At 41.6% G+C, this 12,413-nt stretch carries 8 protein-coding genes; 3 read left to right on the forward strand and 5 right to left on the reverse strand.

Translation table 11 applies throughout. The features are described 5' to 3' along the window. Window positions 1-33 precede the first annotated feature (33 nt). From FBD94_RS23945 to eat, 5 genes are read right to left on the reverse strand one after another with little or no spacing between them, the layout of a single operon-like run. Window positions 34-1,398, reverse strand: a complete 1,365-nt coding sequence (locus FBD94_RS23945) for an aldehyde dehydrogenase family protein (protein ID WP_136882093.1) — start codon at window positions 1,396-1,398, stop codon at window positions 34-36. Continuing rightward, window positions 1,395-2,111 carry a gamma-glutamyl-gamma-aminobutyrate hydrolase family protein gene (locus tag FBD94_RS23950; RefSeq protein ID WP_136882094.1) on the reverse strand — a complete coding sequence of 239 codons (717 nt, stop codon included), beginning with the start codon at window positions 2,109-2,111 and terminating at the stop codon, window positions 1,395-1,397. The genes FBD94_RS23945 and FBD94_RS23950 overlap by 4 nt, the downstream gene beginning before the upstream one ends. 30 nt (window positions 2,112-2,141) lie before the next feature. After that, complete coding sequence (locus FBD94_RS23955) at window positions 2,142-3,290, reverse strand: iron-containing alcohol dehydrogenase (protein WP_136882095.1); 1,149 nt, start codon at window positions 3,288-3,290, stop codon at window positions 2,142-2,144. 20 nt (window positions 3,291-3,310) lie between these two features. Beyond that, window positions 3,311-4,669: a glutamine synthetase family protein gene (locus FBD94_RS23960; RefSeq protein WP_136882096.1), complete on the reverse strand. Its 1,359-nt coding sequence runs from the start codon at window positions 4,667-4,669 to the stop codon at window positions 3,311-3,313. Continuing rightward, window positions 4,666-5,982, reverse strand: a complete 1,317-nt coding sequence (gene eat / locus FBD94_RS23965; protein ID WP_136882097.1) for an ethanolamine permease — start codon at window positions 5,980-5,982, stop codon at window positions 4,666-4,668. The genes FBD94_RS23960 and eat overlap by 4 nt, the downstream gene beginning before the upstream one ends. 261 nt (window positions 5,983-6,243) lie before the next feature. Here eat and nagB point away from each other — a divergent pair, with 261 nt between their 5' ends. From nagB to FBD94_RS23980, 3 genes are all read left to right on the forward strand, one after another. Next, entirely contained in the window at window positions 6,244-8,163 is a 1,920-nt protein-coding gene (gene nagB, locus FBD94_RS23970; protein WP_136882098.1) for a glucosamine-6-phosphate deaminase, read from the forward strand. A 69-nt stretch (window positions 8,164-8,232) separates the two neighbouring features. Continuing rightward, on the forward strand, window positions 8,233-9,390 hold the full coding sequence (locus tag FBD94_RS23975; protein WP_136882099.1) for an acyltransferase family protein: 1,158 nt from the start codon (window positions 8,233-8,235) through the stop codon (window positions 9,388-9,390). A gap of 99 nt (window positions 9,391-9,489) precedes the next feature. Further along, window positions 9,490-12,354, forward strand: coding sequence for a M16 family metallopeptidase (locus FBD94_RS23980; RefSeq protein WP_136882100.1), 2,865 nt, complete (start codon window positions 9,490-9,492; stop codon window positions 12,352-12,354). Window positions 12,355-12,413: the final 59 nt, after the last annotated feature.

Raw genomic sequence — 12,413 nt, forward strand, 5'->3', positions numbered from 1 at the left:
AGGTGAATAATTCAAAAGTAGCAATAAACTTAATTAAGCTCTAAAATGCCAGGCCTTGGGCTTGGTAAAGGCACGCAAGCCCTGATGAGAAAGCGTTGCTCCGATACCAGAATGACGTCTGCCGCTCCAAGGAAGGCCTGCACTTACCCTATCGCAACAGTTCCAGTAACCTGTACCTGAATCCATTTGAGAAAGGATCCGCTTTGCCCTATCCATGCTTTCCGAATAAACAGCGGCAGTTAAACCATATACCGTATCCTGCATTAAATAGGTGGCCTCAGTATCATCATTCACCTTCATAATACCAATGATAGGGCCAAAGCTCTCCTCCTGCATCACCTTCATGTGATTGGTAACATTAACCAATACTGTAGGTTCAAAATAATTGCCTTTTTGTCCTTTTCTTTTACCTCCGGTTAAAAGTAAAGCACCATGTTGCAACGCGTCTTTAATCTGTTGCTCCAATACTTCAATTTGTTCTTTTCTGGTCAGTGCCCCCAAGTAAACATCAGCATCTGTTGGCGCCCCAATTTCCCAGGATTGTACCGTTGCCACAAAGGCGGCGATATAATCGTCGTAAACTTTTTCGTGCACATAAATCCGCTCCACTGCGCAGCAGCTCTGGCCATTATTATAAAAGGCGCCATCTGCTGTCGCCGCAGCCACAGCAGCAATATCCTTTACATCATCAGCAACATATAGTGGATCTTTACCCCCTAACTCAAGCTGGCAAGGCACCATTTTTGGCGCCACCCGCTCATATATATACTTGCCTGTTTTATAAGATCCGGTAAAAAAGTAGCCATCAAAATTCATATCCAGCAAATGTTCTCCCGTTTCTTTTGCACCAATAGCCACCTTAAATACCTCATCAGGTAATCCGGCTTGTTTTAATAATTTTTCTATTTCCAGTCCGGTTAAAGTCGCATACTCCGAAGGCTTGTACATCACCGCATTCCCTGCTAATAACGCAGGCACAAAAACATTTACCCCTACCAGATAAGGATAATTCCAGGCCGATATGTTACATACAATACCCAAGGGATCATAGGAGATCTGTTCCTTCAATTCTGGTGTATCCGTTACGATTTCATCAGAAAGGTACTGCGACGCATGATCCAACATCCACCTAACTCTTCCTCTTGCCCCGTTAATCTCATTGCGAGATTGCAATAGAGGCTTACCCACTTCCGAAGTCAATACTGCAGCAAGGCGCTCTATTTCCACACCTAGCAGATTGTAAAACTTTTCGATAATCAGTATACGTTGCTGCAAAGTTTTGGAAGCCCAGTCCTTTTGTCCCATTTTGAGCAGATTGCGCTTATGAGCAAGCGACTTGCTGTCATCTTCCTTTACTGTTGCTATAATTTCTTCGGTGGCGGGATTAACAATGTTCATCGTTTATGATTTTTGACTTCCTGTATAAACTGTTCCTTAATTTTTTGTGACAAAGGATTGAGTTCCTTTTCTTTCATTCTTTCGGGGTGCCATTGTACGCCAAGCATAAAAGCTTTCCCGGTTTTATCTTTAAATTCCAATCCTTCAATAAGTGCATCTGGCGTATCTGCATAAGCATTCGCCATCAGGTTCTTGCCCAAACGCTCAGGATCAACTCCCTGATGATGGGCGCTGTTTACCTGCCCTACCGCTTTACCAGTCACCGCATATAACAAGCTATCTTCAACAATGTTTAGCCCATGTACTTTATCTTCAGAACCTTTCTTATGTAACTCGTTCAGCGCTGCACCATTATCTTCAAAAACCTTTCCCCCCTCCAGGATATTGATATACTGCATCCCCCGGCAAATACCCAACACCGGCAATTTGGCCTTTTGCGAATAGTCGTAAATCAATCGCTCAAACTCATCCCGTTCTGGTAAAAATACATCTGGTTTATAAGGATACTCTTCCGCTCCGCCATATATTGCGGGCAGTACATCAATTCCTCCGGTCAATACAAAACCATCACATTTCTCTATATCGCTCCTGTTGTTTTTCCGGAAGGAAAGCTCGACCAATTCTATTTCAATACCAAGCTCATCGGCAGTAAACCAGTTCCAATAGTTCTGAAAATTAGCTTCACTATAACTTATCCCTAACTTCTTTTTCATCAGTATAAATTTGTTTCAACTGCAATTTAATTAAAGCGCAGTCAAATACAAATGCTTAAAGTCAGCTCTGCTCACTGGTTTTGGATTATTTGGGTGGGCAAAATCGGCGAAGGCGAGATCGGCCAGTGTTTCAATATGCTCCGATTTCACGCCTATATCACCCAAGTGATGCGGGATATTAATTTTAGTATTGAGGTTAAACAGATATTCGACTACAGCCTTTCCGTTTTCCTCCTTCAATTCCAGCGTTCGGGCAATGCGACGGAATTTATCTTCAAATCCTTCAATATTGAACTCCATCCCGTAAGGAAGGTTTACAGCATTGGCCAGGCCATGATGCGTATCTAATAAAGAAGAAAGCGGATGCGCAAGGGAATGTACCACCCCAAGCCCCTTTTGAAACGCAATAGCCCCCATCATAGATGCCATCAACATTTTGCTTCGACTTTCGATATCCGGACGATTTGTTGCAGGTTCTAGTGCGTCCTTGATTAGCGAAATACCTTCAAGGGCGATCCCATCACATAATGGATGTGGATTTTTGGCTAAAAAAGCTTCCATATTGTGCGTTAACGCATCCATACCTGTCGCCGCGGTAATAAATGATGGCAGATCCATTGTTAAGGCAGGATCCGCAAATACAATCTTAGCCATGAGCTTTGGCGAGAACAAAATCTTTTTCTGATGAGTCTCATCATCGGCAATAATTGCACTCCGCCCCACCTCGCTACCTGTGCCTGAAGTAGTGGGTACTGTAATAAAATGTGGCACCTCATTGGTCACATAAACATCACCCCCAATCAGGTCATCGTACTTAAACAGATCCTCACGATGATTCACCCGCAGCACAATTGCCCTGGCCACATCCAGCGCTGCACCACCTCCAATTCCAATTACACTATCTCTGGCGGTATCGTCCCAGACCTCCGTACCTTTATACACATCGCTTTTTACGGGATTTTTATGAATATCACTAAACACCTCTGCTGCAATACCGTGAATACGCAAATCACTGACAATCGTCTTAAAAAAAGGAAGAGCAGCAATTGTTGAATCTGTGACGATCAATGGTCGTTTTAACCCATTTTGCCTGAGGTACGCCGGCAATTCTTTAATCGCCCCAGCTCCAAACCGGATCGTAGTTGGAAAATTATACTGATATATGTGATCAAATGTCATAGCGAATAGAATAATTACGGTTAAATAATTTCGAAATATCTTTTTAATTCCCAATCGGTTACTGCCTTTGCATACTGACGCCACTCCCACTCTCTGGTCTGCGTAAAATGCGCTACAAAATCAGCTCCGAACAGCTCTTTTGCAATCTCCGACTGCTTCATTCGTTGTGTTGCTTCATAAAGATTTTGAGGCAAAACACCATTGGAGAGATCCTTGTAACCATTACCATTGGTCGCTTCTTTATCTAGCTTCATCTTGTTTTTGATGCCGTACAATCCAGCGGCCAGACAGGCCGACAAAGCCAGATAAGGATTACTATCAGAACCTACCACACGGGTTTCCAGTCGGCAGGTCTTCGCATGACCAGGCAATGCCCTTAAGGCAACAGTCCTGTTGTCGATGCCCCAAGTCAGCGTAGTTGGTGCCCAAGCGCCCTCCACCAATCGTTTATAGCTGTTAATAGTTGGGGCAATCATGGGTAAAATATGAGGCAGACAATGCAGCTGTCCGGCGATATAGCTTTTCATCAGCCCACTCATCTGATGTTCATCCGTTTCATCATGAAATAGATTTTGTTTAGATTCCTTATCCCATAAACTCTGATGCACATGCCCGCTGCAGCCCGGAAGGTGCTCGCTAATCTTGGCCATAAAAGTAGCCATGACCCCATGCTTATAAGCAATCTCCTTAACTGCCGTTTTAAATAACACCGCCTGATCAGCCGCGACTAAAACCGAGGCATACTTTATGGCAGCTTCATATACCCCCGGCCCGGTCTCGGTATGTAAGCCTTCTATAGGAATATCAAACATGCTCAAGAGATCAAACAGGTCGCTCATGTATTCATTTTTCAACGTACTACGCAAAATAGAATAACCAAACATACCTGGAGTTAGCGGCGTTAGGCCACTAAAATTCTTTTGATGCGCTGTTTCAGGAGTTTCCGCGAAGTTGAACCACTCGAATTCCTGTGCAAAGTAGGCTTGATAGCCTGAAGCTTCCGCATCCGCCAACACTTTTCGAAGCAATTGCCTTGGACAGGTATATACAGGAACAAGCTTTTCATCTACAAAATCACCTAAAAAAAAGGGGATATTGTTTTCCCATGGGATTTTTCGGAAAGTCGTAAGATCCAGCTTTACCTGTGCATCGGGATAGCCGGTATGCCATCCTGTAAACTTTACATTGTCATAAGCCACATCGCCCATATCCCACCCAAAGGTTACATCGCAAAAACCTAAGCGTCCCGCTACAACCGAAGCAAACTTCTCTGCCGAAATGTACTTGCCTCTTAACACGCCATCAATATCAGATACGGCAATTTTTACTTTGCCCAAAGGATGTTCTTTTACATAGGTTAAAATCTCTTCTGTTGTCATCGGTCTACAGGTTTAAAAAATTTATACAGTAAAAAAGTAATAATCAGGATCGAAAAATAGATAAGTCCCAGCCTAAGGTTAAAAATAAACATGGCGACAATAGATACCACGGCGATCAGCAAAGAAATAATAGGGAAAGCAGGGTAAAAACGCAAGCGAAAAGGTCGGTGTAATTCCGGTTCTTTTTTCCTGAGGATAATAACGGAGACCATTGCAATGATGTACAATGTGAGCGCACCAAAAACCGATATGATAATAATTTCGGATGTTTTACCTGACAATAGCGCCAAAATACCAATGATCATATTTCCGATCAGCGCATTGGCCGGGGTATGAAACCGCGGGGAGATTTTACCTAAAAAAGCAGGTATGTTGTGCACTCTTCCCATCTCATAGGTAGATCGACCAGCTGCAAGGATCAAGCCATGAAAGGAAGCGACCAAGCCAAACAAGCCAACAGTGATGAGTAAGTGATACATCAAATGATTGCTCCCTGTTATTTTTGCCAAGGCAAGTGGAAGCGGCGAATCTGACGTTTCTCCACTAACGCCATTTTTATAGACAATCGTTTCCCAGCCTGAAATCCCTGTGGCTGTAACAAAAATCAATATACACAGAATGACAAGTGTAAATATGGCCCAGCCAAATCCTTTACTGATATCTCTTTGTGGGTTTTTAGTCTCCTCGGCTACATTTGCAATCCCTTCTATTCCCAGAAAAAACCAAATGGCAAAGGGAATAGCGCCAAAAATACCTCCCCATCCATTGGGGAAAGCATGATGAGTAAGATTAGACATCTGGAATTTTGGCGCTGCTATTCCCGAGAAAAGCAACAACTCGCCAACTGCAAAGATGGTGATGATCACTTCAAAAGAAGCAGCAGCTTTAACACCATAAACATTTAGGGCAGTGAATACAAAATAGATTGATACCGCAGAGGCCAGTATGGGTACTTGCGGAAAAAAGGCGTTGAAATAAGCGCCAATGGCAAAAGCTATCGCAGGTGGTGCTAAGATAAATTCGACAATCTGGGCAATGCCGGCTATAAACCCGATGTTTTTCCCCATTGCTTTATTCGCATAGTCGAACACCCCACCGGCTTTTGGAATGGCGCAAGCCAGCTCAGCATAACTAAAAGTAAAAGTGACGTACATCACCATGATTACGAGGGTTGCAATGGCCATTCCCCCGGTACCTCCTTTCTCAAGGCCTAGGTTCCAACCAAAGTACATGCCCGAGATCACATACCCTACCCCAAGTCCCCAGAGCATAAAAGGACTGAGCGTTTTCTTTAAACCCTTGTTTTCTGTCATTGGCTACAAACGGTTATCTTGTTATAAATATAATATAAATACCAATACAACATCCACTAAACCATTAAGTTAATGAGAGGTCCGCAATTAGACCTCCATGAAGAACTTTTTTACAGGATGATTTGTTATTTTACCAACCTTTTGGAAGCCAGCGCTTCAAAAAAACATTTTTTAAAAAGAGTATCTTGTAATTAAAAAATTTGATAAAGTCCCAAGAGTGCCTATATTTACTGCTCCGTACAAATTTTAAGAACAAACTAAATGGCTAGATTAAATCTTCTAGAAGAAACACGCTTTGAAAAACTGCCTGTTTCTGTCTTTGAAAACCCTAAAGCAGCATCACTTAGCGTTGCTCATCGCATCGGGAAACTGATTAAGGAAAAACAAAAAAACAATGCTCAGGCAGTTTTAGGTTTAGCTACTGGAGCTACACCAATTGCCGTTTATGCCGAACTGGTAAGAATGCATAAAGAGGAAGGTTTGAGTTTTAAAAATGTGGTTACTTTTAACCTTGATGAATATCACCCTATGCAGCCAAATGCTGCGCAGAGTTATGTGACCTTCATGAATGAAAACTTATTTGATCATATCGACATCGATAAGGACAATGTGAACATCCCTGATGGTACATTAAGTTTAGAAGAAATTCCTGCATTTTGCCTGAATTATGAGAAAAAGATTGGGGACCTGGGAGGATTAGATATACAAATCCTCGGTATCGGACGTACAGGTCACATCGGTTTCAATGAACCAGGTTCTGCACCAAACTCTGGAACACGTCTGGTTACACTAGACGATTTGACCAGAAGAGATGCGGCAAGAGACTTTGGGGGTAAATCTTTTGTTCCAACAAAAGCAATTACCATGGGTGTAGGTACCATTTTCAAAGCCAGGGAAATTATCCTAATGGCTTGGAATAAGAAAAAAGCACCAATCATTAAGAAAACCGTTGAAGGAGAAATTTCAAGTGAAGTTCCTGCAACTTATTTACAGTTATCTCAGCATGTTGAATTCATTTTAGATCAGGATGCAGCATGTTTATTAACCCGTTTTGATACACCATGGTTGGTTAAAGACTGTGTATGGGATGAAAAAATAACTAGAAAAGCAGTAATCTGGCTATCCAATACCCTTAAAAAACCAGTATTAAAACTTACTGAAGACGATTACAACAACCACGGTATGGCTCAACTGGCTGTTGAAAGAGGTCCGGTGTACAACATCAACATCGATATATTTAATAAACTACAACACACCATTACTGGTTGGCCAGGTGGTAAACCTAATGCTGATGATTCGCAAAGACCTGAACGCGCAGAGCCGGCTAAAAAACGTTCTATCATTTTCTCACCACACCCTGATGATGATGTAATCTCTATGGGCGGTACATTTATCAGATTAGCGGATCAGAAACAAGATGTACACGTAGCTTACCAAACTTCAGGCAACACTGCTGTTTGGGATGATGATGCTTTACGTTTTGTAGAGTTTAACATCGATTTCTCTGAGAAGATGGGCCTTGATACTAAAGAATTAAAAGCTTTATATCAGAGCATGCGTACTTTCATGGGGAAAAAGAAGCCCAATCAAATTGATACCCCTGAAATTCAAACTGTAAAAGGTCTGATCAGAAAAGGGGAGGCGATTGCCGGCGCAAGATATTGCGGTTTAGATGATGACCATATCCATTTTATGGCATTACCTTTCTACGAAAGTGGGAAGAGTCAGAAAAACCCGGTAACAGAAGCTGACGTTGTTTTAACAATGGAACTATTGCAAAAAGTAAAACCTCACCAGGTATTCGCAGCAGGCGACTTTGAAGATCCACATGGAACGCACATCGTTTGCTTCAATATTATTTTAGAGGCATTAAAACGTTTGGCTAAAACTGAAGATTGGGTTAAAGACTGCTGGTTATGGATGTATCGTGGCGCTTGGCAAGAATTTGAGACCCATGAAATTGAAATGGCAGTTCCGCTTAGTCCGCAAGAAGTTGAGCGTAAAAAAATGGCTATTTTTAAACACCAGTCGCAAAAAGACACTGCTGTTTTCCCTGGTGACGACCCTAGAGAATTCTGGCAACGTGCTGAAGACAGAAACAGAGAAACAGCCCAGGCTTATGACAGCCTAGGTTTAGCAGAGTACGAAGCTATGGAAGCTTTTGTACGCTATAAGTTCTAGTTAAATTATTATATTTATAACCGCTAGCAGTTAAACTGTTAGCGGTTTTTTTGTTTAAAGATCTTTTATATGGCCCAATCTCAAATTGCAAAAGACGCTCCTACCAGATTATTATCACTTGATTTTTTTAGAGGAGCAACTGTTGCGGCCATGATTCTTGTCAATAATCCTGGAGATTGGGGAAATATTTATGCGCCACTAGAGCACGCGAGCTGGAATGGCTGTACACCTACTGATCTTATTTTCCCGTTTTTCCTGTTTATTGTGGGCGTATCGATCGCTTACGCCATGGGCAGCAAGAAAGCAGATTCCGCTACTCATGGAAAAACTATTTTAAAGGCATTAAAAAGAGGGCTTATCTTATTTGGATTGGGCTTGTTCTTATCGCTATACCCTAAGGTTTTCACCGAACCCCTTGAGGCCTTTCAACATGTACGGATCCCGGGGGTATTGCAACGCATAGCTATTGTATTTTTCATCTCGGCAGTGATTTTTCTTAAAAACTCAGAAAAGAATATATTCAAAATCCTGATTGCCATACTGGCTGTTTATTGGGCACTAATGACCTTTGTTCCCGTTCCGGGTGTTGGTTATGCCAACCTGGAGAAAGAGACCAACCTGGGTGCCTGGCTAGACCGCAGCATCCTTTCGGAAGCTCATTTATGGAAGGCCGCGAAAACATGGGATCCTGAAGGAATTTTAAGCACCCTACCTGCAATTGCAAGTGGTCTTTTCGGCGTATTGGTTGGCGTATATTTAAAACGCAAAGACATTGATCCCGCAACGAAGATCGCCTGGTTGTTCTGTACCGGGATAGCAGCCGTAGCCTTAGGCTTACTATGGGATTTGCAGTTTCCAATTAACAAATCGCTTTGGACAAGCTCTTTTGTACTTTACACCGGTGGTTTGGCTACGCTTATCCTATCCTTTTGCTACTGGATTATCGACATTCAGCAATACAACCGCTTTACTAAGCCGTTCGTGGTTTATGGTGTAAACGCCATCACGGTATTCTTCCTTTCGGGGCTGATCCCAAGAACTTTGGGTATGTTTACGGTAAAGGCCGCTGATGGAACCGAAATGAACCTACAAGCCTGGTTATATTCTGGCTTTACCTGCTGCTTATCTCCCATCAATGCCTCTCTTGCCTGGGCCATTGCCTATATTTTATTCTGGCTAGTGATACTTTGGGTGATGTACAATAGAAAAATCATCATCAAAGTTTAATTTCGGTCTGCATAAACCGGCCGCCCATTTGTTAAATTATGTTAAATTTTTATCATCTATACTATGGCCTTAGTAGGTTTGATGGTAAACTTATTATTCATGAGAAAAAATTTTAGCGTCCTTAGCTTGGGACTTGCAGTCATTTTTGCTGTAAACACGCCTGGGTACGCACAGAAAAAAACTACGGTTGTTAAAAAAACGACAACTGCTGTGGCTAAAAAGGTTGATGGAGATCTTATTCCCAACGACCCCAATGTAAAAATTGGAAAGCTTTCAAATGGCCTTACTTATTACATCAAAAAGAATACTGAGCCTAAAAAAAGGGCTGAACTGTATCTGGCAACCCGTATCGGCTCCTTAATGGAAGACGACAATCAACAAGGATTAGCCCACTTTACAGAACACATGGCATTTAACGGAACAAAAGATTTCCCTAAAAATGAAATGATCAATTACCTACAAAAAGCAGGTATTCGCTTTGGCGCCGACCTTAATGCCTATACCAGCTTTGACCATACCGTTTATCAATTACCTATTCCTACAGATAGCAGCGCCTTATTTAAAAATGGCTTTAAAATATTAGCCAATTGGGCTGGTAAAATTATCATGGAAGGTGTAGAAATAGATAAAGAACGTGGTGTAATTGTAGAAGAAGATCGTGAACGCGGTAAGAATGCGCAGGATCGAATGAGCAAGCAATTGTTGCCGCTATTATTGAAAGGCTCTCGCTATGCTGATCGTTTGCCTATTGGTAAAATAGACGTATTAAACACCTTTACGCACGATAAGATCAGAAACTTCTATAAAGATTGGTACAGACCAAACTTGCAGGCTGTAATTGCTGTTGGTGATTTTGATGTGAACGAGGTTGAACAATTGATCAAAGCTAACTTTTCGGGTCTAACTAATCCAGCAAACCCAAGACCGCGACCAAGCTATGATCTCCCTGACAACAAGGCACCACTTGTAAAGATCATTACTGACCCTGAGCAACAATACAATGTAGCACAAATCATGTACAAACAACGTGGCAACACCACAAAAACTGCTGCTGATTACAAAAAGAGCATCATGTACAATATGATCAACAGCATGCTTGGCGCGAGGATGCAAGAGATCATGCAAAAAGAAAATGCTCCATTTTTGCAGGGTCAAAGCGGATATGGTGCTTACCAAGGCGGCTTAGTACCCAACATTAACGCCTTTCAGTCGGCAGCTGTATCTAAAACAGGCGCTACACTTGAAAAAGCCTTTACAGCCGTCCTTGCCGAGAATGAGCGTATGAACAAGTATGGCTTCATGCAATCTGAATTGGATGTAGCTAAAAAGAACATTGCGGCTGGTAATGAAGTGAGGTTGAAGGAAAAGGACAAAATACAGTCTGCAACCCTTGTAAAGAGATACTTGAACAACTTCCTGACTGGATCAATCATTCCGTCTACTGAAGTTTCTTATGAGTTGACTAAAAAAGCACTTGCTGACATTAGTCTTGACCAGGTTAATGCATTGGCAAAAACGCTGATCACTAAAGAAAACCAAATCATCATTGTACAGGCACCAGAGAAAGAAAAAGCGAATCTTCCAACAGAAGCTCAATTGCTTGCTGCGTTAAAAAATGCAGGAAACAATATAACTGCCTACGTAGACAATACGGTAGACAAACCTCTATTGGATAAGAAACCCGTAGCCGGAAAAGTGGTAGCTGAAAAGAAATTTGATAAAATTGGTGTAACTGAGCTTACGTTAAGCAATGGCATTAAGGTATTACTTAAGCCCACTGATTTTAAAAATGATCAGATCGTTTTCAGTTCTTTCTCTAAAGGCGGTACTTCATTAGCTACCGATGCCAACTTTAAGTCGGCCGAAATGGTTAGTCTAATCCCTCAAAGTGGCGTTGGCGCCTTCAACCCAACACAATTGAATAAATTGATGGCTGGAAAAACTGGAACTGGCGGCAGTTATGTAAGTGACTTATACCAGGGATATGGTGGTAGTTCGACTCCAAAAGACCTTGAAACAGCTTTTCAGATGGTTTATGCTTATGCAACCAATCCACGTAAAGATGTAGAGCTATTTAATAAAAGCATCAGCGATTATAAAGTAAGCCTGGAGAACAAAAATTCAAACCCGGAAAGCGTTTTTTCGGATACGGTACAGGCAGTATTGTCATCTTACCATAAACGGGCAATGCCCACAACCTTAGCAGACCTGGATAAAATATCATTGGATGAGGCTTACAATTTTTATAAAGATCGTTTTGCTGACAACAGTGAGCAGACTTTTGTGATTGTAGGTAACTTCAATATCGAAAGCATAAAACCGCTTCTTGAAACTTACATTGCAAGCTTACCTGCTTTAAACAAAAAACAAAACTTTGTTGACAATGGTATAAACTCGCCAAAAGGAAAAGTTAGCAAAACAGTATATAAGGGTCTTGAAGATAAAGCGGAAGTACAATTGTACATCCATGGTGATTACAATTATGACGCACAAACCAATATCCAGTTAAATGCATTAAAGGCCGCTTTAGAAAATAAAATACTAGAGCGCTTACGCGAAAAAGAAAGCGGTGTTTACAGTCCACGTGTAGGTTTAAGCGTAGCCAAGTATCCAACTGCTCATTATTATTTCACCATTTCATTCAGTTGCGCTACAGCAAATGTTGAAAAGTTGATTGCTGCTGCTTTAGATGAGGTTGACCAGATTAAAAACAATGGCGCCACTGTTGATGACATCAGTAAGTTTAAATCAGAAGAACAGCGTCAGGTTGAGCTTAGCTTACGTGACAATAGTTTTTGGTTGAACTACCTAACCAACCGTTTAAAGTATGGAGATGATTTGGATCAAATCCTGGACATTAAACAAAGGTTAAACAGCGTTACTGTTGAAACTTCAAAAGCGACTGCGAAGAAATACTTAAATGAAGATAATTATATCCGTTTGGTATTGATGCCACAGAAGTAAGAATTATCATACATAAAAAATGGGGTGTTTATTAATTTAAACACCCCATTTTTTATGTA

It is taken from the genome of Pedobacter hiemivivus, from assembly GCF_005144565.1.
Lineage (GTDB): Bacteria > Bacteroidota > Bacteroidia > Sphingobacteriales > Sphingobacteriaceae > Pedobacter > Pedobacter hiemivivus.

Bases quoted from the DNA above. Each gene is read 5' to 3' on its own strand.
- FBD94_RS23955 (WP_136882095.1), bottom strand. From the start codon at position 3,290: ATGACATTTGATCACATATATCAGTATAATTTTCCAACTACGATCCGG.
- FBD94_RS23960 (WP_136882096.1), bottom strand. From the start codon at position 4,669: ATGACAACAGAAGAGATTTTAACCTATGTAAAAGAACATCCTTTGGGC.
- FBD94_RS23975 (WP_136882099.1), top strand. From the start codon at position 8,233: ATGGCCCAATCTCAAATTGCAAAAGACGCTCCTACCAGATTATTATCA.
- nagB (WP_136882098.1), top strand. From the start codon at position 6,244: ATGGCTAGATTAAATCTTCTAGAAGAAACACGCTTTGAAAAACTGCCT.
- FBD94_RS23980 (WP_136882100.1), top strand. From the start codon at position 9,490: ATGAGAAAAAATTTTAGCGTCCTTAGCTTGGGACTTGCAGTCATTTTT.
- FBD94_RS23945 (WP_136882093.1), bottom strand. From the start codon at position 1,398: ATGAACATTGTTAATCCCGCCACCGAAGAAATTATAGCAACAGTAAAG.
- FBD94_RS23950 (WP_136882094.1), bottom strand. From the start codon at position 2,111: ATGAAAAAGAAGTTAGGGATAAGTTATAGTGAAGCTAATTTTCAGAAC.
- eat (WP_136882097.1), bottom strand. From the start codon at position 5,982: ATGACAGAAAACAAGGGTTTAAAGAAAACGCTCAGTCCTTTTATGCTC.